The organism is Jeotgalibaca ciconiae, from assembly GCF_003955755.1.
GTDB classification, from domain to species: Bacteria; Bacillota; Bacilli; order Lactobacillales; family Aerococcaceae; genus Jeotgalibaca; species Jeotgalibaca ciconiae.
Map to the genome: position 1 here is coordinate 150,803 of NZ_CP034465.1, position 21,436 is coordinate 172,238.

Genomic DNA, 21,436 nt, shown 5'->3' on the forward strand with positions numbered 1-21,436 from the left:
GCCCAACGTAGGGCAATTCGGCTTGCGTAAGTCTCTTTTCTTTTTTAACACAAAAAACGAAAGAGAGGGGAAAAATTGTGTCAAAAAATCAGATACAAGAAGCTTTTTATAATCAGGACCCACAAGCGGTTTTATCGAAACTCGATGTAACAAAAGATGGGTTATCTGATGCAGAAGCAAAGAAAAGAATTGACGAATACGGTCATAATGCATTAGATGAAGGAGAAAGTAGAGGTCTAGTTGCAAAATTCTTCGATCAATTCAAAGACTTTATGATTATTGTTTTGTTAGCAGCGGCTCTAATTTCTGGTGTGCTTGGTGAAATTTCAGATGCCATCATTATCTTATTAGTAGTAGTCTTAAATGCGGCACTAGGAGTTTTCCAAGAAGCAAAAGCTGAAGAAGCAATCAATGCATTAAGACAAATGGCATCTCCAATGGCGCGTGTAAAGCGTAATGGTCATGTTGTTTCCATTAAGAGTGAAGACATTGTTCCTGGAGATATTGTTTTGTTAGAGGCCGGAGATGTTGTTCCTGCTGATATACGTTTAATCGAAGCGAACTCTCTTAAGGTTGAAGAAGCAGCCTTGACTGGTGAATCTGTACCTGTTGAGAAAGAAATGGTTATCGTTGAAGACGATGCTTCATTGGGCGACCGTGTAAACATGGCCTTCTCAAGTACAAACGTTACTTATGGACGTGGTACGGGTGTTGTTGTCGGTACCGGTATGAATACGGAAGTTGGACATATTGCTAACATGTTGGCAAACGCTGAAGAAAGCAAAACACCTCTTCAAGAAAACCAAGATCAATTAGGTAAATCATTGACAGTATTGATTTTAGCTATTGCTGCAATCATGTTTGTTGTGGGTATGCTTAATGGACGTCCATGGTTAGAAATGTTACTCACTTCTATTTCCGTTGCGGTTGCTGCGATTCCGGAAGGTCTTCCTGCAATTACAACAATTATCCTAGCTTTAGGAACACAAAAAATGGCAAAACGTAATGCGCTTGTTCGTAAATTACCTGCTGTTGAAACATTAGGTGGAACGGAAGTTATCTGTTCTGATAAAACTGGTACATTAACGATGAACCAAATGACTGTTGAAAAAGTATATTACAATGGTCAAGTACATGAAGTAACAGAAGATATCGATCTTTCTCTTCCAGTTATGAAAATCATGAACTTTGCTAACGATACTGAAATCAGTGGAGATGGCCGCTTAATCGGTGACCCTACTGAAACTGCAATGGTTCAATTTGGTATTGATAAAGGTATGAACCTTAAAGAAGAATTAGCAAAAGAACCACGTATTGCTGAAGTTCCATTTGAATCAGATCGTAAATTAATGTCTACCATTCATAAATTAGCTGATGGACGTTTCTTAATTGCAACAAAAGGTGCTCCTGATGAGTTACTAAAACGTTGTACTACGCTTGACATAAATGGCGAAGCGAAACAAATGACAAATGCTGATCGTGATGAAATTCTTTCAACAAATACTTCCTTGGCTGTGCAAGCTTTACGTGTATTGGCAATGGCTTATAAATTTGTAGATGAAGTTCCTGCGGAAATGACTTCTGAAGCAGTTGAGAAAGATTTAGTTTATGCTGGTATGATTGGTATGATAGACCCTGAGCGTCCAGAGGCTGCTGATGCAATTCGTGTTGCAAAAGGTGCTGGAATTCGCACAATCATGATTACGGGTGACCATAGAGATACTGCTCAAGCTATTGCAAGCCGTTTGGGTATTATTGAAGAAGGTCAAAACGACGCAGTACTTACTGGTGCTGAATTGAATACACAGTCAGATGAAGAATTTGCCCGCAACGTGGAAAAATATTCAGTATATGCTCGTGTATCTCCTGAACATAAAGTTCGTATCGTTAAAGCATGGCAAAATCACGGTAAAGTTGTTTCGATGACTGGTGACGGTGTAAACGATGCTCCTTCATTAAAAACTGCGGATATTGGCGTTGGTATGGGGATCACTGGTACGGAAGTATCTAAAGGTGCTTCTGACATGGTTCTTGCTGATGACAACTTCCAAACGATTGTTGTTGCTGTTGAAGAAGGACGTAAAGTATTCTCAAACATTCAAAAAGCTGTTCAGTTCTTACTATCTGCTAACTTAGGGGAAGTTCTGACATTGTTTATCGCTACATTCTTAGGCTGGACAATTCTAGAACCTGTTCATATTCTATGGATCAACTTAGTTACTGATACGTTTCCTGCTATTGCCCTTGGTCTTGAAAATGCTGAAAAAGATATCATGGAGCACAAGCCTCGTGGACGAAGCTCAAACTTCTTCTCAAATGGTGTTGGTGGAGCGATTATTTACCAAGGTATCATTGAAGGTGGAATTACCCTTCTAGTATACTGGTGGGCAATTTCAAACCCAGCAGCTGGTCATGTTGGTGAACTAGCACATATGGATGCTGAAACAATGGCATTCATCACATTGGGTATGATTCAATTGTTCCATGCTTACAACTCGAAATCTGTTTACAAATCCATTTTCCAAGTTGGTATCTTCAGTAACATGACACTTGTTTATGCAACGTTGCTATCTGCTGTATTATTACTAGGTGTTATCTTAATCCCTGGATTAAATACATTCTTTGGAGTTTCTGTATTAACAGGAACACAGTGGGCAGTTTCAATTGGTGCTGCATTTATGATTGTCCCTATCGTAGAGCTTGTTAAAGCACTTCAACGAGCTACAGGTAAAAAATAATACTACTTAATTTTCAGAAAAAAGAGCTAAAAGGAGTTTCTCCCTTTTAGCTCTTTTTCATTATACTTTGATGACAAAAGCATCTAGAATCGTGATCATTAATGATTCCAATTGCTTGTAGATAGGAATAAATGGTCACACTCCCCACCCAACGGAAATTTCGTCTCTTTAAATCCTTTGTTAACTCATCGGATAGCTTCGACCTTGTCTTTCGTGTTTCTCCATCCCGATGAATCGTTTGTCCATCCGTAAAAGACCAGATATAAGAATCAAAAGAACCGAACTCTTCTTGAACAGAAAGAAAGGCTTTTGCGTTTTGAATAGCCGCTTCAATCTTTCGACGATGACGAATGATAGAAGCATTGTTTAACAATGCTTCTATCTTCTCTTCATCATACTGACTCACAATTCGTGGATTAAAGTGATCAAATGCTTCTTCAAAATTTCCTTTTTTGGAAAGAACAATTTGCCAAGAAAGTCCCGTACTAAACATTTCTAGAATGAGCCATTCAAAAAGCTCCTGCTCTTGATGGCAAGGTTGTCCCCATATTTTGTCGTGATAGGAAACATAAAAATCAGGCTTTCCTATCATCCATTCACATCGTTGCATGTAAGCCCCCCTCCGCATTCCAATAATTATTACATGGACTACTACCGAAATTTTAGCGCATCGTTACAAACTCTTCAGCGCCTGTTGGATGAATCGCAACGGTATTGTCAAAGTCCGCTTTCGTTGCCCCCATTTTAACTGCCACTGCGAAACCTTGAATCATTTCATCGACCCCAAAACCAATTCCATGCAGCCCAACTACCTTTTCGTCTTCACCGAGACAAACCATCTTCATGCGAACACTTTGTCGATGTAAAGTAACAGCCGTATACATGGAGGCAAAGGTAGATGTATACACTTTTATGTTTTCACTTCCATATTTTGCCACAGCTTCTTCTTCACTTAAGCCAACTGTTCCGATCGGTGGATGACTAAAAATAACGGTTGGAATATTATCATAATTAAGCTTTTCTTTTGGTTTATTATTGAAAAGGCGTTCAGACAGCCTTCTTCCTGCAGCAATTGCAACAGGAGTCAGCATTTTATTTCCTGTTACATCTCCTACCGCATAAATGGATTCCTGGCTCGTATTTTGATATTCGTCGACTTCAATAAAACCGTCTTTATCTAATTGTACACCAGCTAAATCAAGATTTAATCCATCTGTGTTAGGAACTCTGCCGACTGCCCAAATAATTTTATCAAAAGTATCTTCCCTACCATCTTCCAATACTAAAGTAAGTGTACCATCTTCATTTTTGCGAACTTCTTTCGGGACAGAACGAATATGTAATTGAGGACCATCTTTCTCCATTTCTTGGACAAGCGTTTCGATAATTAATGAATCATAAGTCCGAAGTGGACGATCTCGACGAACAAATAAATGTGTATCGACTCCTAAACTATGCAAGACTCCTGCTAATTCGACAGCAATATAACCAGCGCCTACCAACCCTACTTTCTTTGGCAGTTCTTCCCACTCAAAAAAGTCATCAGACGTTTCTCCGTATTCGCACCCTGGTATTCCAGGAATTGATGGCTTTGCTCCAGTAGCGATTACGATATGTTTTGCTCGTATTTCCTCACCATTCACTTCAACCGTGTTCGCATCTAGGAAGCGTGCATAACCTTCAATTACTTCCACATTTCGCCTTTCAAAGCCTAATTGATAAGAATTACGTGAACGCTCAATATAAGCATCTCGATTTTTTAGTAAAGTTTGATAATCAAATGTGACTTTCTCACTCGTAAAGCCGTAGTCTGGTCCATATTTATGAAGTGTATCTGAAACTTCAGCAGCATACCACATGATTTTTTTGGGTACACAACCGATATTCACACATGTCCCTCCTAGTAGATTGCCCTCTATCACAGCTGTTTTCGCACCATATTCGGCAGCTCGATTCATTGTAGCGATTCCGCCACTTCCTCCGCCAATTGCTATAAAATCAAATTCTCTCACTCTATTCATCCTTCCATCCATTTGTCAGCTATTTTTTTCTAACCAAACGCAAGATATCGTCTGCGAAGCAGGGATAATAGCTTTATACCTGCCATGGTTATCATATGCCCGAAAGTATAACTTTCCTTCTTCATTATATCCATACGCGTAGACAACTAACCAGTGATTTTTATACTGGCTATTTAATAATATGTTCGTCCCTACCACAATAGGACCTGCACCCTTTTTACTTAAAACTTCCGGAACGATTTTTTCAGGAATTAACCCCATTCTTACTTTCCATTCTGGCATATCGGCTAATATTCTGCGAATCCCAAAAGCAACATCCCAAAAATAAGTACCACGATAGGGCATCAAGTTATCCACTACTACTTTTAAACCTTTTAATAAAACATCTCGATTAAGAGATTTCCTTGTTTCTTGATAAATCGCATCATGAATCAATACTGCACTACAATAGGTACCACAAATGCCGGGTTTTCCTTTATTAATCCACGATCGATACTTTAAGAAACGGGAGGCTGGCATCCCAATCCACTTTTCAGGATATTTTTCTCTTTCTTTGTTGGCAACTACACTCATTTCTCGCATGACACCCTTCTTACATTAATCCAACGAATGATAATAAAACGCTAAATATTCCACAAAGAAAAATAATTAAAATAGAACCAATTTTATATTTTCTCAAGCCGATAAAAGCGATGATCATCATTAAGATGGCCATTAAATTAATTGAAAAACCTTTTATTTGAATACCGCCTGTTTGAAATAAGGCAGTAACTAACAAGGAAGCTCCTGCAGAAGTAATTAAAGCCACCACAGCTGGACGAAGCCCAGTCAATACTCCTTGCATCGAATCAACACTTCTATATTTATAATAAATTTTTGCAAGAATCAGCGCAATAATAACGGAAGGGGCAATGGTTCCCATTGTTGCTACAATGGATCCTAAAAAGCCGGCAGTTTTTGTACCTACAAAAGTTGCCGAATTGATTGCTATAGGACCTGGTGTAATTTGTGAAATCGTCACAATATCTAAATATTCTTGAAGTGTAAGCCAGCTATAATTATTAACGACTTCGTCTTCAATTAGAGGTAAAGAAGCGTATCCGCCGCCAATAGTAAATAAACCAATTTTGAAGAAGGCGTAAAAAAGTTCCCAGTAAATCAAACTAAGCTCCTCCTTTCTTGATTTTCCACATGTAATTTAAAAAACCCATTATACCAGCAATCAAGATAATGAGAATGATGTTTATATCAAATGCAAATCCAGCAACAAAAGCCCCTATTAGAATAAACATATTGATAAGATCTCTCGTTTTCCAAATATCTTTTATCATGCTGTATACAACATTTAGTATTACTGCTACTACACCGATCTGCATCCCTAACATTAGAGCATCCACAATCGGATTATCTCTAAAAGACATATAGAAATAAGAAATAACCGTAATAATAAGCAACGGCGGGCTAACAGTTCCCAATACAGTAATCATGGCTCCAGATATTCCTGCTATTCGATAACCCACTAAAATAGAAACATTTACGGCTAAGCTGCCGGGTATGGACTGCCCCAATGCTACCAAATCAAGCATTTCATCTGTATCAATCCATCCAAGCTCTTCTACAAACTTTTTTTGCATTAAAGGGACAATGACATATCCTCCCCCAATAGTAAAAATACTCAGCACAAAGGTTGTTTTAATTAGTATCCAGTACAAGTTTAATGGTTTTTCTTTTTCTTTCACAGACTCCCCCCTCCATTTTTTTCAATTTTCTTTTCAATAGTTTGATTTTATCATTGTTCTTTAGTGAAGTAAAAAATCCGGATTAAAAATATAAAAACAGAATTTATAAAACCCTAGTCTTTAGAAAATACAAGCATATTCCCCGCTAACAATTTATCTTTGTGTTAAAATAATAATAGAAGAATTACTTGAAGGGAGATGGCCCTAATGAAATTTACTTTTACCAATCAAGCCATGGAAGAATTAAAGAAACGTCAGGCTAATCATTCTCTCAGCCTATTTTATTATACTGATGCAGCTGATTGTGGATGTCCAAGTTCGGGTATTTTTGCTTTACGGGTAAATGATGAAGATGAGAAGGAATATGACTCTATTTTGGAAACCAATCTTGGCAATGTCAAAGCACAGAAATGGGCCCTTGTTTATTTAGATGAAAACAATGTTCTTGATTATAAAGAATCCCAAGGTACTTTTATACTTAAAAGTGAAAGAGGCTATTTAAATATGAATGTGCCGCTAGAAAACAAAAGCAAAGTTCATTAAATAGTATTAAAAGAAGAGAGTGGGAAAAAAGGCGTTCAGCCCCGAATCACTGGAGCGAATAAGCGCAAGATGGTTGCAGACCATCTGAGCATGATTCGTGAAGTGGACGTCGGGGCTGCCTTTTTGAGCACATTTACGCTACATTATTCGGGTATAGGAAAGAGGCTGGGAGTTTTTTCCCAGCCCCTTCTTTTTGGCTCTCTATTTTTTAATATCAGATAAAACTTACCATTAAAATAGCACCTTTTAATCTTCAGTAAACACATGCAACAAACTTAAGGTGCCCTTTCTCTCTGTATCCATTGCGAAATAAACTGCCGGTTCGTTTCTTTCTGGGTCTTCAATCCCAATATATATAGAGTAATTTTCCTCCGATGGATATTCCAAATGAATCTCATTTTTTGTCTTTTTTTCTATTCCAGGAAGCAACTTTGAAAGTTTTATATCAATCATAATTTTATCAATCAATTCTCCAGAACTATTTTCTAAATAAAGATACGCCGGCCAATCCCAATACATCGGAGCTAACCCAGTATTTTCCCATAGCAGTTTTATTTTTATCTTGTCAGAAAAGCGAGAGATATCCATTTCCATCTCTTTGATTCCAATTCGATATCCGATTGCCTCCAACACCTTCTTAGTCCCTTCTTGGAACAAATCGCTTGTATCATGGGACACGGGGACCGAGATAGGTGGTATGTGATGCTTCCAGAAGTTTCAATGTCTGATCGATATTTTGAACAATCATTTCATGCATGGGAATGGAACTGGTGAATTCCCCTCCAATGGGAACGGTTTTCCAAGCATTTTCCATAGAAATGAGCCCGCCTTCTTCAGATGTCTGGTCATATTGACCACCATTTTGTATGGTATCTAACCAATCGATCGTTTCTTCCGCATGTCCTGTCATATCGTTGTAAATACCAAACCCATGAATATCTGCAGCTTCGAAAGGTTGTCGCATCATTATTTTTGCATTTGGAAAAGCTTCTAGTCCATCCACAAAATGAACAACACCTTCAAAGCTATGTGTATGAAATAAGTGCAGAAAATCTTCATCTAAAGGTGAACAATTATAATTTTTTACATGTTTACCAATAATTATAGAATCGATATCTTCAGCAGCAGTAATAGTTTTATGATTTAGACTTAATGGTTCAAAAAATGTTTTAGAAAGAGATTGTATTTTACCAGTCACTAAAAATTCCATTTTCTCCCATCTCCTTTGTTTTGATGAGTATAAAAACGCTTAAAAAGATATTTTTATGTAATATGTTTATGGTTCAAAAAATGTGTAGAATATTTTGAGAGGTTCTCATAAGCAGTGTAAAAGAGGATAAAAAGTAGATTATATCAATAATTTTCTGAAAGTAGAGGCCAGTGGATAGAGAAGCGGTTGACGAAGAAATAAAGAGGAAAAAGCGAGAGGATGTTATGCAGTAAACTTTTGTTACTTTTAATTTAGACTTAATATAGCATCATCTTTCTCCTCTGTCCATGTTTTTAATCTATTATTTCATAAAATAATAGATTAATACGGAAAATAATTATAAAGTTTGAAAAAACAATCCATTAACTTTCGTTTTATTTAGCTAAAAAGAAAAGAGGAGTAGTAGCCAAAGTCCTCTATTGAGTACAATTTCTACCACTCTTCATCTGTATATTTAATTTTAGAACAGTATATCAATTTGAAAAAAATTATTCATGTAGTTCAAGAGGTAAATTATCTGGATCTCTGAAAAAGGTAAAACGTTTATTGGTCAACTCATCCACTCGAATTGGCTCACATATTATTCCTTTGCTCTCCAATTCTTGAACAGCCGTATCAATATCTTCGACAAAAAAACAAAGATGTCTAAGACCTGCCGCTTCCGGATTAGTAAGCCGTTCGGGAGGTTTTGGAAAAGAAAACAGCTCAATTTGACTATCTCCGATTTGTAAGTCTAACATATAGGAGTCTCTTTCTTCTCGATATGTTTCATTGATGATTGGCAATCCTAAAATTTCTGTATAAAACTTCTTAGATTTCTCATAATCAGATGCAATGATCGCTACATGGTGAATATTCGTAAGTTTCATAATGAACTCCTCACTGTTTTTCTCCATTATACCTTTTTATTCTGAATAGTCAGCAGTTATCTATTCAAAAGTGATTCGGTCGATATAGATATTGGCATTCTCGTACTTGCTTTCATATTTCCAGTAGCCTTCAAATTTCTTTTCGAAGGTACTGATATCAAATACAGCGATTCCAGATGGATTATCATCTTGGTTAGCCTCAATATACGATTCATACAAAATAACATTCCCGCTATCTTCAACTCTTTCTATAAAAAGAGCATCCCATTCTTGAAAGATATCCGAACTCAATCCGAGTTCTTTATCAAAAACAAATTCATCTGTCCTTGTGTCAAAAACTCGCAGTAAATAATCTTCATTGTCATTCAAAAAGAAATAAATTTTTCCATCTTCTTGAAAGTAACTGGATTTCATTTCATTTCCCAATAAACGTGGTTCATCAATTGTCAGCGATTGAAATTCGCCCATCTCAATATTATATTTTTCTAATTGAATATTTGATGTATCACCGTCTTCTGTATATTCAACAGTTTCTAATAATAATTCCACTGGATCTGAATTCAAAATGCTTGCGCTCGTTCTTGACCAGTTTTCTCCCTCAACGAAATCTTCATTAACTTCGACAACATCCACTACCTTGTTTTGATCAATATCATAAATATAATAGTAGTTATGTTCCGTGTAATCTTTCATCTCACCAATCATTATATCTAAAACAATGTACTGATTCACGACAGACATACCATATACTGAAATATAGTTAATGGAATAATCCACTTCAATTAGGATTTCGCCTGCCGCTTCTTCTTTAGTTTCTTTATTCAAGCGTGCAATGGATAATGATATCTCGGATAAGCCTTCACTTCTATCATCATATCCACGGTAATAATCTTCTAAGTAAAAAAGAAAACCATCATTCTCTATGAAATTATTAATATAATTTTTTTTCCCACGCATAAAGGAAGGATATTCTTTTTGGTATTCCTTTATGATTGGAGGATTGTAAATATAATCCGTTTTAATAAGACTAGTATCTAGCAGCTCGATTTCTTCCGCTGTTACTTCTATTGATTCTCCCATCGTGTAAGGTTGGACAAATTCTCCTGTTAATTCTATATTTTCAACAGTCGATTCATCTCCTTCAATCGTCACTAATTCAATTTTTTCATTAACAATTGAGGAATAAACAGAAGTACCATAGTAACCCCCAATGATAGCAACTATCAATGAACTTAATCCCAAAACAATCAGTCTCTTGCTCTTCATCTAATTCCCTCCTATATAGTGACTTTCTTTTCAATTAAATAACGACTATAGAAAAACGAGCCTATGATGATCGTAATACACAATCCAAAAAAGAAAATAAGTAGCTCCATTGAAAAGAAATAGCTGCTAATAGGTGATTCCACAAAAAGAATAAACACAGTTCCACTAAGCAGTACACATATGCCTGCTGCTACAATCCCTTTCCATTTAAAACTTCTCTCCATTAAAATAAACGTATAGGCTGTAGATAAAACGGCAATTCCAAATGTGTAATGCAAAAGAAAATCAAAAATATATTGTGGGTAAACGATGCGTAGTATCTGATCATTTTGAATAGCTTCTCTTATAAATACCTCTTGATACATTTCCTGAGGTGTTATTATATGCAACAGTTCTTTCCCTACAAACATGAAAATTAACTGAATTGCAAGGAGACCAAATACCATAATCAGAATGGACAATAGTTTAGAAACAAATATACTCATTCGAGAACCGGGTAACGTAAGTAATCGATACGATAAATTATTCTTTCCCAACCAGTCACGGTACCAGATAATCACAGCATATAACATCAAACAAATTATTCCTAACATGATGGACAAGCTATAAAATCCACTGCCTGTAATGAAATTAAAAGAAACTGTTCCAAATTCATTTACAAAATCGATAATATTTCCCTGTGTTTCACGTTGAAAATATTCAAATTGAGACAATCTACTTTGATTTGTTTGGAAAATTGCCGCCAATTGTAAAAGAAAAATAACAACAACCATTCCTAAATAGCCATATTTTATACGATCTAATTCATAAACTAATAAGTCGATGGTTTTTTTCATGCTTGGTACACCTCTCTCATGATATCAATGATGGATTTTCCTTCATTCTCACGCGCATCTTCTGCATAAAAGTCTCTTTGAATTTTCCCTAGTTGTAACATAACAATCCGGTCTACAAGAATCTCGATTTCATCAATATGATGTGTAGCAATTAACACACCTTTTCCTGTTACAAATTGACTTGTAAAAACTTCTAGTATCTGTTCCCGTGCAAATACGTCGATTCCAGAAAACGGCTCGTCCATTAAGTAATATTCAGCATCCTGACCAAGTCCTAAAATAAAATTCGCTTTCGCTTGGTTTCCTTTTGACAAATCTTTCATTTTTTCGTTTGGATTCAAATGGAAGAAGTCAATCAAACCATCCGCTTTTTCCTGATTCCAATTTGAATAATAAACACTCATAAAATCCATTGCTTCCTGAATCGTCATTTTTCTCGGCATTGTTAAGCCGTCAGCAATATAAGCAATTTTTTCATAAGAATGATTATCAATAATTTTATCATCAATCAAAATATTTCCTTTATCGATTGGGGATAAACGCATGATGCTATTCATGAGTGTTGTTTTTCCAGTTCCATTGATGCCGGTAATACAGGTAATCTCATTTGGCTTTACAGTAAACGATACACCTTCCAGCACTTGTTTTCGTCCATATTTTTTATATACATCCTGAATCTCTATCATTATTAATCCTCCTTCTCGTACCTGTTTTGAATGAGCTCAGAAATCTCATCAGAGGTCAGCCCTAAGTGTTTTGCAACTGATAAAAAATCATTCAATGCAGAGTCAATTAATTCAATACGCAATTTCTTCACCGTAAGTGCATCTTCTGTTATTTTACTTGGCGAATTTCCTTCTGTATAAATCAATCCCTGTTCCTCCATTTCCTTATAGGCACGCTGTGCAGTATTCGGATTTATTTTGAATTGAGCAGCAAGATCCCTTCTTGAAGGAATTTCAGTACCAGGTAAATAATTTCCTGCCGCTATTTGTTCTTTAAAGTAGTGAACAATCTGTTCGTATACGGGACTTCGTCGATTAAATTCCATCGTTCCGCCGCCTTTCATGTATTCTTCTTTTTATACCTTTCGCGTATTAACGCATTAATACACCGTGCCCAAAAAAATATAATTTCTCGCTCTTATGTATTATATGGATAATACACTTCAGAGTCAATACTTTTATTAATTTAATAAAAACGGACAAGTCCGCCATGGGCTGCTAAATATAGAAAGCAGAACTTGCGTGCCACTATAAGAAAAAAGCATGCTGGGTTTAACCAACATGCGACTTACTATTTCTCTTCTTCAACTTGATCTTTTTCTACTACGCGATATTCTTCCATTTTTTTCTTAAAGATATCAGCAACAGACGGTGGTGTATAGGATATGGCATTTGCACCTGCTTCAATCGTTGCCAGAATTTGCTCGTCCGTTCTTCCCCCAGTTGCAATGATTGGAATGGTAGGATATTCTTTTCGAATGTTTTTTACAATTTCAACTGTGTTTGCGCCTCCGCTAACATTTAAAATATCAGCACCCGCATCCAACTTCTCTTGGATATTCGTGTAGTCAGAAACAATGGTGGCGATGACTGGAACATCTACCATTTCATCAATCATCCGAATCGTTTCTGCTGGAGTGGGACCATTTACCACGACCGCAATTGATCCAAGTGATTCCGCAAATAGACTGATATTTGCAGAACGTCTGCCTTGTGTCTTTCCTCCGCCAACTCCAGCAACAACAGGCATAGATGCCACTGAACTGATTGCTTGGATAATACCAGGATGGGGAGTGAAGGAGTATACAGCTAATACTGCATCTGCGTCTGTGTTGCAAATAATCGCAATATCAGTAGTAAATATAAAAGATTTCAATTTTCTTCCATTTATATTAATACCACTGCATTTTGTAATTACCTCGGGAACTTCAATAATATCTTTACGAAGGTCTGATATGACGCCTGGAATATGTTTTTTTTCTCTTGCCATAGCATACGCTCCTCTCTCTTTAGTCTATTGGTCTCATTATAATTCATATTTTAAATACTTACTACTGTTTGAATTACTAATTTTCTTTAAATAATTTCAGAAAAGAAAAAGCCCTCGCTTTCCTACTCTTTATGAATAGAAAAGCGACGGATATTTTTTGATTTAGTACTTATTTAGCAAAATAATTTACTTTAATCTTTCTAGCAGCTCTTGTTTCATCTAATCTTGTAACGATTTTATTATGAGGTGCATCTTGAACCAGTTCTGGGCTATTGCGTACTTCTTCCGCAATTTTTAGCATTGTATCAACAAAGTAATCTAATGTTTCTTTTGATTCTGTTTCAGTAGGCTCAATCATCATTGCTTCCTCAACAATCAATGGAAAGTAAACAGTGGGTGCATAATAGCCGTAGTCAAGTAATCGTTTCGCTATATCAGCTGTTCGAACGCCTAATTTCTTCTGACGCTTCCCTGAAAGAACAAATTCATGTTTGCATATTTGAGAATGCGGAAGATCATACTCGTCCTGCAGTCGTTTCGCTAAGTAATTAGCGTGAAGGACTGCACTTTCAGAAACTTTTTTCAAGCCAACTGGTCCCATTGTACGAATATATGCGTAAGCACGCACCAAGACGCCAAAGTTTCCATGGTATCCTTTTACTCGGCCAATTGAATCTGGATAATCATCCACTAATTGGTAGGAATCAGATTCTTTTTTAATACGCGGAACTGGCAAGAATGGCAAGATATGCTCTTTCACGCCAACCGGTCCTGCTCCCGGACCGCCTCCACCATGCGGTGTGCTAAATGTTTTATGTAAGTTTAGGTGGACAATATCGAATCCCATTAATCCTGGCGATGTTTTTGCCATGATTGCATTTAAATTTGCGCCGTCATAATATAGCAATCCGCCAGCATCATGGATAATTTCTGCAATTTCAACAATATCTTTTTCAAAGAGCCCTAGTGTATTCGGATTTGTCAGCATCAATGCTGCTGTATCATCTCCAACCTTCTCGCGAAGAGCTGCTGTATCCACCAGCCCCTCAGCAGTTGTAGGAATACTTACTACGTCATATCCGGCAATATTTGCACTAGAAGGATTTGTTCCATGTGCGCTGTCTGGAACGAATACTTTTGTACGTTTGCTGTCTCCATTTTTTTCATGGAATGCACGTACCATCATTAATCCAGTCCATTCACCATGAGCACCTGCAGCTGGCTGAAGAGAAACAGCATCCATCCCTGTAATTTCTTTTAAATCTTCTTGTAATTCATGCATAAGCTGTAAAGCACCTTGAACCGTACTGCTTGGTTGTTCTGGATGGATATTCGCAAATCCGTCTAAGCGAGCAACCACTTCGTTAATTTTGGGATTATATTTCATCGTACACGAACCTAGCGGATAAAAACCATTCTCTACACCAAAATTATCTTGTGATAATTGTGTATAATGACGCATTAATTGTAATTCGCTTATTTCCGGTAAACGTGCTGGATTTTTTCGTACCAGATATTCAGGTAAATCTTCGGTAATATCTTTTTCAGCTACATCTGATTGAGGTAAACTGTAGCCGACTCTTCCTTCGCGACTTAATTCAAAAATTAATGGATTTATTTTATTCATCACGTAAACCTCCCAGAATTGCGACAAATTGATCCAGTTCTGCCTTTGTCCTTTTTTCAGTAGCACAAACTAGTAAATGATTGGGAAGTCTATAATCTTTCTTTAACGAATAACCACCAATAATTCCTACTTCCAACAATTGACGATTTGCACGCTCTGCAGAGTATGGGAGCTCCACAACGAACTCATTAAAAAAAGGATGTTCATTAAAAACAGTAAATCCTTTTTTGCTTAATTTGTCTGCCAAGTAGCTTGCCTTATTAATATTTAACTGCGCCATTTCTTGTACACCTTGCTTCCCTAAAGCCGCCATACAAACAGCAGATGCTAATGCATTTAATGCTTGATTCGAACTCATATAAGAAGTAGCTTTTTCACGGCGAATATGTTGTTCTCTGCTTTGTAGAGTCAGAACAAATCCTCGATTTCCTTCAGTATCGACGGTTTCTCCAACCATTCTTCCGGGAACTCTGCGAATGTCTGCTTTTTTTACAGAAAAATAACCACAATGAGGACCGCCATAGGACATTGGAATTCCAAATGGTTGAGTGTCTCCTACCACAATATCGGCTCCAAGATGACCAGGTGCTTCCAATAAACCTAGAGCTAGTGGATTTGCTAAAACAATGAAATAAATCTTGCTGTCTCCCAATAAATCTTTTACAGCTTTTAAATCCTCAATTGTTCCCAAAAAATTTGGATATTGAAAAATAACAGCTGCAGTATCTTCATCCAATTCTGCGGCTAATTGCTCTAAGTCCGTTCGATCTTTCATAAGAGGGATTTCAACGATTTCTGTTCCTCTACCAGGAGCGGCTGTTTTGATTACTTCCCTGCCTTGCGGATGAACTGCTTTTGAAATTAAGACTTTCTTTTTCCGTGTAGCTGCGTGTGCCAGCCCCACCGCTTCGCCTAAAGATGCAAATCCGTCGTATAATGACGAATTCGTTACATCCATTCCAGTCAATTCGCTGATCATCGTTTGAAATTCAAAAATAGCTTGCAGTTCTCCTTGGCTCGCTTCTGCTTGATAAGGTGTATAGGCAGTATAGAATTCGGAACGCGAAATAACCGCATCTACTACACTTGGTATCATATGATCATAGGTACCTGCTCCTAAAAAAATGGGCATTGTCGTGCTTGTTGTGTTTTTTGCAGCAAGTTTTTGCATGTGGCGTAGCAAGTCACCTTCTGCCATTGCCTCTGGAATAGACAAGTCAGCATTGAGACGAATATTATCAGGTATATCCGCAAACAAGTCTTCTACAGAATCAACGCCAATTTTCTGCAACATTTCTTGGACATCTTCTTCTGTATCAGGTAAATAACGGAAGAACTGTTCTGTCATTGTTTACTCCTCCTCTTCAACGAAGGTATTGTATGCTTCTAAATCCATTAATTCAGATAGTTCATTCAGATCAGACAGCTCAATTTCAATCATCCATCCATTCTCCATCGCAGACTCATTTACCATTTCAGGACTATCGTTTAATTCTTCATTTTGCTTTGTAATCGTACCTGATACAGGGGAATAAACTTCAGAGACAGATTTAACAGATTCTACAGTAACAATTTCCTCTCCAGAGGCAATGTCTCCTAAATCAGCTGTAAAATCGATAAACACAATATCGCCTAATTGTTCTTGGGCATGTTCCGTGATACCGATCCGAGCCAGCTTATCATCAACTAGCGTTAACCATTCGTGTTCTTTTGTATAATACGTTTTTTTATCTGTCATCATGTTTCCTCCTACTATTTTAAAAATGTTTTATTTGTGATTTTTGCAGGGATTAATTTATTACGTATTTCAATTACTATTTCTGTATTCTTTGTTGCAAATGAAGTGTCAACTAACGCCATTCCAATCCCTTTTTTCAAAGTTGGGGATTGCGTGCCAGAAGTTACTTCTCCAATCTCGATCCCCTCTTTGGAAAAGATTTTATATCCGTGACGAGGAATTCCGCGTTCCACTGTTTCAAATCCTACAACCTTTTTATCTGTACCTTGCTCCCGCTGGTTCCGTAGTACGTCTTGTCCAATAAATACGTCAGCTTTTTTTGTTTTAACAGCAAATCCTACCCCGGCCATAATAGGGGAAATCGTTTCTGATAATTCTTGTCCATATAAAGGTAATCCTGCCTCTAAACGCAAGGTATCACGCGCTCCAAGTCCGCATAGTAATCCATCACTCTCTTTGGCAGTTTCAAAAAGTTTTTCCCACAAATCTCTTGTTTTCGGAGCAGAAAGATAAATTTCAAATCCGTCTTCTCCTGTATACCCCGTTCTGGACATGAAGAGAATTTCTTCTTCTGCAAGAACAATATTTTCTGCAAATTGATGACGACCAATTTCTGATAAATCTGTATCGGTTAATGTTTGAAGTACTTCTTCAGCCAGTGGTCCTTGTACAGCAATCAAACCGATTTCTTGGCTTTTATTTTCAATTTTTACATTTTCTTGCATGTGTTTATTCATCCAAGACCATACTTTATCGGTGTTTGAGGCATTTGGTACTACTACGAACGCTTCTGAATGGAACCGATAAACCATAACGTCATCGATTACGCCCCCATCTTCTTGACAAAACAAATTGTATTGAACAGAAGAATTTGACATTTTGCGAACATTATTCGTTAACAGATGATTTAAGTAATCTTCTGCTTTTTTTCCTGTTACCAGGATTTCACCCATATGAGAACAATCAAACAGCCCTACTCTTTCTCTTACCGATTCATGTTCTTTCATAATACTTGTGAATTGAATCGGCATAGCCCATCCTCCGAAGTCTACAAGTTTTACTTTGTTATCTTGATAGAACTCAAAAAGAGGTGTTCTTTTTAATTCAGACATACTTTTCCTCCTCTCACTTACCTGACCATAACAATGATTTCTTTCATTTTATCATATCCAATGAGTAAATCACTATATCACTTGATAAGGAAAATAAAGATTTTCTTTATTTTTTAGGATACAATTACTATTGTAGGACAAATTGATTCATAGTAGAATAGTAAAATAAGAAATTATTAATAAACTGGTTAAATTTCAATTAGATAACTTTTCCAGTATAATGATTTAGAATAAATTTTTATGAAGGTATAGGGGTGGAAGTGTGAAAAAAGTATTAGTTGCGAACCGTGGCGAAATTGCAATTCGCATTTTTAGAGCATTAAGTGAATTGGATATCTCCACTGTTGGTGTATATGCACAGGAAGACGCTGGCGCTGTTCATCGCTTTAAAGCAGATGAAGCTTACCTCGTTGGTGAAGGCAAAAAGCCAATCGATGCATACTTAGACATCGAAGGACTTATTAAAATTGCAAAAGATTCAGGTGCGGAGGCAATCCATCCTGGTTATGGATTTTTATCTGAAAATATTGAATTTGCTCGTCGTTGTCAAGAAGAAGGTATCATTTTTATCGGTCCTAAATTAGAGCATTTAGATATTTTTGGTGACAAAATCAAAGCAAAAAAAGCTGCTGTATCAGCAGGAATCCAGGCAATTCCTGGTACAGACGGCCCTGTTTCCTCCGTGGAGGAAGTATTGGAATTTGGAAGTCAGTATGGCTATCCGATTATTATTAAAGCTGCTCTTGGAGGCGGTGGGCGCGGTATGCGTGTTGCTCACTCTGCTTCTGAAGCTTCAGAAGGATTTAATCGAGCTCGAAGTGAAGCTCTCTCTTCCTTTGGCAGCGACGAAATTTATGTTGAAAAATATATTGGCAATCCAAAGCATATTGAAGTTCAAATCTTAGGAGATTTACATGGAAACATTGTCCATCTTTATGAACGTGATTGTTCTGTACAACGCCGTCACCAGAAAGTAGTTGAAGTGGCACCGTGTATCAATATGTCAGATGATTTACGTCATAAAATATGTGACGCTGCACTGCAATTAATGAACCATGTTGGTTACGTGAACGCTGGTACGGTTGAATTCTTGGTAGAAGGCAATGATTTCTACTTTATCGAAGTAAATCCGCGTGTTCAAGTAGAACACACCATTACAGAACTTATTACAGGTATCGATATTGTACAAGCACAAATTCAGATTGCTCAAGGTTTGGATTTACATACAGATATCCATATTCCTGCTCAAGAAAATATTCCTTTGATCGGTGCGGCAATCCAATGTCGAATTACTACAGAAGATCCGTTGAATAACTTCTTTCCTGATACTGGAAAGATTAATACTTATCGTTCTCCAGGTGGTTTTGGTATTCGACTTGATGCCGGGAATGGCTTCCAAGGAACGGTGGTTACACCATTCTTCGATTCTCTTCTCGTTAAAGCATGTGTACATTCGTTAAGCTTCCAGCAAGCAACGAAGAAAATGGATCGTGCTCTAACAGAATTTCGTATCCGTGGAGTAAAAACAAATATTCCCTTTTTAAGAAACGTTATTCAGCATCCTGTATTTATTTCCGGTGATGCAAAAACAACGTTCATTGACTCGACACCGGAATTATTTGAATTCCCGAAAACATTAAACCGTGGAAATAAAACATTGTCTTACATTAGTAACATTACTGTTAATGGATTTCCTGGAATTCCACGTGGAGAGAAGAAGTTCTATGAAACACCAAGAATTCCCGAAAAAATTCAAGTGCCAGAAAAAACAATTATTACTGCAAAGTCTATTTTGGATGACAGAGGTGCTGATGCAGTAAGTGAGTGGGTGAAAGAACAAGAACGTGTTCTCTTAACGGACACCACTTTCCGAGACGCTCATCAAAGTTTATTAGCAACGAGAATTCGTACGAATGATTTACTTGATATTGCGAGCGCAACACAAGAAGGAATTCCTCAACTATTCTCCAATGAAATGTGGGGAGGAGCAACATTCGACGTTGCCTACCGTTTCTTGAATGAAGATCCATGGGAAAGATTAAAAAGACTACGCAAATTAATGCCAAATACCCTTTTCCAAATGCTTTTCCGTGGCTCTAATGCAGTTGGTTATCAAAATTATCCTGATAATGGTTTAGAAGAGTTCATTAAAGTCGCTGCTAAAAATGGTATTGATGTTTTCCGTATTTTTGACAGTTTGAACTGGACGAAACAAATGGAAAAAAGCATCCAATTTGTTCGAGATAGTGGAAAAATCGCTGAAGCTGCTATTTGCTATACGGGTGATTTGAATGATTCAACTCAAACAAAATATACAGTGGATTACTATAAAAATATGGCAAAAGAGTTGGAAAGCCTGGGAGCTCATATCATTGCAATTAAGGATATGGCTGGTTTGTTAAAACCGCAAGCGGCCTATCGATTAGTAAATGAGCTAAAAGATGCAGTCTCCTTGCCGATTCACTTGCATACACATGATACGAGTGGAAATGGTATTTTCACATTAACAGAAGCGATTCGTGCAGGCGTTGATATCGTCGATGTAGCGCAAAGTGCTATGAGCGGTACAACCAGCCAACCATCTATGAGCAGTCTTTATTATGCTTTAGAAGGAACCAAACGTGCACCAGATTTAACCATTCGCAATGTTCAAGAAATAAATCGATATTGGGAAGATGTACGAAAATACTATGATATTTTTGAGACAGGGATTCATACAACAACCACAGAAATCTACCACCACCAAATGCCGGGTGGACAATATACGAATCTGCAACAACAAGCAAAAGCAGTCGGCTTAGAAGATTCATGGGATAAAGTAAAAGATGTCTATGCGACCGTTAATGAAATGTTCGGTGACATCGTAAAAGTGACACCTTCTTCAAAAGTAGTGGGTGATATGGCTTTATTCATGGTACAAAATGATTTATCTCAAGATGATATCTATGAAAGAGGTCAAGGAATTGATTTCCCAGAGTCTGTAGTGAACTTCTTTAAAGGAGATTTAGGTCAACCCGTGGGAGGATTCCCAGAAAAATTACAAAAAATCATCTTAAAAGAGATTGAACCTTCTGCTGAACGACCTGGCAGTCTACGTGAACCGATTGATTTTGATGATTTAAAACAAGAATTAGCTGAAAAAATCTCTTGGGAACCGTCAATTGAAGATGTATTAAGTTATTTAATGTATCCAGAAGTGTTCCTAGGCTACGCACAAACACATGAGGCTTATGGAGATATCACGAAGCTTGATACACCTACTTTTTTCCATGGTATGCGTACAGGAGAACAGATTGAAGTAACCATCGAAAAAGGAAAAACTCTAATTATTAAGTTAAACCAAGTTGGTGAACCTAATTCAGAAGGTAACCGGGTTGTTTACTTTGAATTGAATGGGCAAGGCCGTGAAGTTATCGTGAAAGATGCAAGTATTACAAGCACAAAAGCAATTCGTAAGAAAGCAGAACCTACGAATAAACAACACGTTGGCGCTACAATGCCTGGTTCCGTTCTTGAATTTTTGGTAGAAAAAGGAGACCGCGTTCGTCAAGGGGATCCATTGATCATCACAGAAGCAATGAAGATGGAGACAACCATTCGTTCTACCATCAATGGAGTTGTTGATCAGATTTATGTAATTGAAGGAGACCAAATTGATGCCGGAGATTTACTAATCGAGATGGCAACAAAATAAATAGAACTGGGCCGCTTCTTTATTTCATGAAGCAGCCCAGTTTTTCTA

General features: G+C 37.2%; 20 protein-coding genes. 3 read left to right on the plus strand and 17 right to left on the minus strand.

Going from position 1 to position 21,436, the window contains the following annotated elements:
* Positions 1–74 precede the first annotated feature (74 nt).
* Positions 75–2,738, plus strand: a complete 2,664-nt coding sequence (locus tag EJN90_RS00760; protein WP_126108415.1) for a cation-translocating P-type ATPase — start codon at positions 75–77, stop codon at positions 2,736–2,738.
* A gap of 46 nt (positions 2,739–2,784) precedes the next feature.
* Here the strand turns inward: EJN90_RS00760 and EJN90_RS00765 are convergent, their stop codons facing one another.
* The 5 genes from EJN90_RS00765 to EJN90_RS00785 are packed head-to-tail and all read right to left on the minus strand — an operon-like array spanning position 2,785 to position 6,498.
* Positions 2,785–3,348 (minus strand): DNA-3-methyladenine glycosylase I, encoded by a 564-nt coding sequence (locus EJN90_RS00765; RefSeq protein ID WP_126108416.1) that lies wholly within the window; start codon positions 3,346–3,348, stop codon positions 2,785–2,787.
* 52 nt (positions 3,349–3,400) lie between these two features.
* On the minus strand, positions 3,401–4,750 hold the full coding sequence (gene gorA, locus EJN90_RS00770) for a glutathione-disulfide reductase (RefSeq protein ID WP_126108417.1): 1,350 nt from the start codon (positions 4,748–4,750) through the stop codon (positions 3,401–3,403).
* A gap of 24 nt (positions 4,751–4,774) precedes the next feature.
* Positions 4,775–5,341: a dihydrolipoamide dehydrogenase gene (locus EJN90_RS00775; protein WP_227872537.1), complete on the minus strand. Its 567-nt coding sequence runs from the start codon at positions 5,339–5,341 to the stop codon at positions 4,775–4,777.
* Between the two features lie 10 nt (positions 5,342–5,351).
* Entirely contained in the window at positions 5,352–5,921 is a 570-nt protein-coding gene (locus EJN90_RS00780) for a chromate transporter (RefSeq protein ID WP_126108418.1), read from the minus strand.
* Position 5,922: 1 nt separating this feature from the next.
* Entirely contained in the window at positions 5,923–6,498 is a 576-nt protein-coding gene (locus EJN90_RS00785; protein WP_126108419.1) for a chromate transporter, read from the minus strand.
* 207 nt (positions 6,499–6,705) lie between these two features.
* Here EJN90_RS00785 and EJN90_RS00790 point away from each other — a divergent pair, with 207 nt between their 5' ends.
* Positions 6,706–7,041 (plus strand): iron-sulfur cluster biosynthesis family protein, encoded by a 336-nt coding sequence (locus EJN90_RS00790; protein ID WP_164543956.1) that lies wholly within the window; start codon positions 6,706–6,708, stop codon positions 7,039–7,041.
* Positions 7,042–7,287: 246 nt separating this feature from the next.
* Here EJN90_RS00790 and EJN90_RS00795 read toward each other — a convergent pair whose 3' ends face one another.
* The 12 genes from EJN90_RS00795 to gcvT form a co-directional block, all read right to left on the minus strand.
* Positions 7,288–7,719, minus strand: a complete 432-nt coding sequence (locus EJN90_RS00795; protein ID WP_227872538.1) for a DUF4832 domain-containing protein — start codon at positions 7,717–7,719, stop codon at positions 7,288–7,290.
* Positions 7,709–8,251 (minus strand): hypothetical protein, encoded by a 543-nt coding sequence (locus tag EJN90_RS00800; RefSeq protein ID WP_126108422.1) that lies wholly within the window; start codon positions 8,249–8,251, stop codon positions 7,709–7,711. The genes EJN90_RS00795 and EJN90_RS00800 overlap by 11 nt, the downstream gene beginning before the upstream one ends.
* A 488-nt stretch (positions 8,252–8,739) precedes the next feature.
* Positions 8,740–9,120, minus strand: coding sequence for an SMU1112c/YaeR family gloxylase I-like metalloprotein (gene gloA2, locus EJN90_RS00805; RefSeq protein ID WP_126108423.1), 381 nt, complete (start codon positions 9,118–9,120; stop codon positions 8,740–8,742).
* Positions 9,121–9,180: 60 nt separating this feature from the next.
* Positions 9,181–10,386, minus strand: a complete 1,206-nt coding sequence (locus tag EJN90_RS00810; protein WP_126108424.1) for a hypothetical protein — start codon at positions 10,384–10,386, stop codon at positions 9,181–9,183.
* An 11-nt stretch (positions 10,387–10,397) separates the two neighbouring features.
* Complete coding sequence (locus EJN90_RS00815; RefSeq protein WP_126108425.1) at positions 10,398–11,222, minus strand: hypothetical protein; 825 nt, start codon at positions 11,220–11,222, stop codon at positions 10,398–10,400.
* Positions 11,219–11,908: an ATP-binding cassette domain-containing protein gene (locus tag EJN90_RS00820; protein WP_126108426.1), complete on the minus strand. Its 690-nt coding sequence runs from the start codon at positions 11,906–11,908 to the stop codon at positions 11,219–11,221. Before EJN90_RS00820 ends, EJN90_RS00815 begins: the two co-directional genes overlap by 4 nt.
* 2 nt (positions 11,909–11,910) lie before the next feature.
* Entirely contained in the window at positions 11,911–12,273 is a 363-nt protein-coding gene (locus EJN90_RS00825; protein WP_227872539.1) for a GntR family transcriptional regulator, read from the minus strand.
* 245 nt (positions 12,274–12,518) lie between these two features.
* A complete protein-coding gene (locus EJN90_RS00830; RefSeq protein WP_126108428.1) occupies positions 12,519–13,217 on the minus strand; it encodes a beta/alpha barrel domain-containing protein in 699 nt (232 codons plus the stop codon).
* 169 nt (positions 13,218–13,386) lie between these two features.
* The gene (gene gcvPB, locus EJN90_RS00835) at positions 13,387–14,844 is read right to left on the minus strand and encodes an aminomethyl-transferring glycine dehydrogenase subunit GcvPB (protein ID WP_126108429.1); all 1,458 of its coding nucleotides are present in this window, start codon (positions 14,842–14,844) and stop codon (positions 13,387–13,389) included.
* Positions 14,837–16,192: an aminomethyl-transferring glycine dehydrogenase subunit GcvPA gene (gcvPA, locus tag EJN90_RS00840; RefSeq protein WP_126108430.1), complete on the minus strand. Its 1,356-nt coding sequence runs from the start codon at positions 16,190–16,192 to the stop codon at positions 14,837–14,839. Before gcvPA ends, gcvPB begins: the two co-directional genes overlap by 8 nt.
* Positions 16,193–16,195: 3 nt before the next feature.
* On the minus strand, positions 16,196–16,582 hold the full coding sequence (gene gcvH, locus EJN90_RS00845) for a glycine cleavage system protein GcvH (RefSeq protein WP_265415839.1): 387 nt from the start codon (positions 16,580–16,582) through the stop codon (positions 16,196–16,198).
* Between the two features lie 14 nt (positions 16,583–16,596).
* The gene (gene gcvT / locus EJN90_RS00850) at positions 16,597–17,694 is read right to left on the minus strand and encodes a glycine cleavage system aminomethyltransferase GcvT (RefSeq protein WP_126108432.1); all 1,098 of its coding nucleotides are present in this window, start codon (positions 17,692–17,694) and stop codon (positions 16,597–16,599) included.
* A 262-nt stretch (positions 17,695–17,956) separates the two neighbouring features.
* Here gcvT and EJN90_RS00855 point away from each other — a divergent pair, with 262 nt between their 5' ends.
* Complete coding sequence (locus EJN90_RS00855) at positions 17,957–21,388, plus strand: pyruvate carboxylase (RefSeq protein ID WP_126108433.1); 3,432 nt, start codon at positions 17,957–17,959, stop codon at positions 21,386–21,388.
* The last annotated feature ends 48 nt before the right edge of the window (positions 21,389–21,436 follow it).

Excerpts from the sequence above, each read along its gene's own strand:
- EJN90_RS00765 (WP_126108416.1), bottom strand. The coding sequence starts at position 3,348 with ATGCAACGATGTGAATGGATGATAGGAAAGCCTGATTTTTATGTTTCC.
- EJN90_RS00775 (WP_227872537.1), bottom strand. The coding sequence starts at position 5,341 with ATGCGAGAAATGAGTGTAGTTGCCAACAAAGAAAGAGAAAAATATCCT.
- EJN90_RS00790 (WP_164543956.1), top strand. The coding sequence starts at position 6,706 with ATGAAATTTACTTTTACCAATCAAGCCATGGAAGAATTAAAGAAACGT.
- EJN90_RS00800 (WP_126108422.1), bottom strand. The coding sequence starts at position 8,251 with ATGGAATTTTTAGTGACTGGTAAAATACAATCTCTTTCTAAAACATTT.
- gloA2 (WP_126108423.1), bottom strand. The coding sequence starts at position 9,120 with ATGAAACTTACGAATATTCACCATGTAGCGATCATTGCATCTGATTAT.
- EJN90_RS00810 (WP_126108424.1), bottom strand. The coding sequence starts at position 10,386 with ATGAAGAGCAAGAGACTGATTGTTTTGGGATTAAGTTCATTGATAGTT.
- EJN90_RS00815 (WP_126108425.1), bottom strand. The coding sequence starts at position 11,222 with ATGAAAAAAACCATCGACTTATTAGTTTATGAATTAGATCGTATAAAA.
- EJN90_RS00820 (WP_126108426.1), bottom strand. The coding sequence starts at position 11,908 with ATGATAGAGATTCAGGATGTATATAAAAAATATGGACGAAAACAAGTG.
- EJN90_RS00825 (WP_227872539.1), bottom strand. The coding sequence starts at position 12,273 with ATGGAATTTAATCGACGAAGTCCCGTATACGAACAGATTGTTCACTAC.
- EJN90_RS00830 (WP_126108428.1), bottom strand. The coding sequence starts at position 13,217 with ATGGCAAGAGAAAAAAAACATATTCCAGGCGTCATATCAGACCTTCGT.
- gcvPB (WP_126108429.1), bottom strand. The coding sequence starts at position 14,844 with ATGAATAAAATAAATCCATTAATTTTTGAATTAAGTCGCGAAGGAAGA.
- gcvPA (WP_126108430.1), bottom strand. The coding sequence starts at position 16,192 with ATGACAGAACAGTTCTTCCGTTATTTACCTGATACAGAAGAAGATGTC.
- gcvH (WP_265415839.1), bottom strand. The coding sequence starts at position 16,582 with ATGACAGATAAAAAAACGTATTATACAAAAGAACACGAATGGTTAACG.
- gcvT (WP_126108432.1), bottom strand. The coding sequence starts at position 17,694 with ATGTCTGAATTAAAAAGAACACCTCTTTTTGAGTTCTATCAAGATAAC.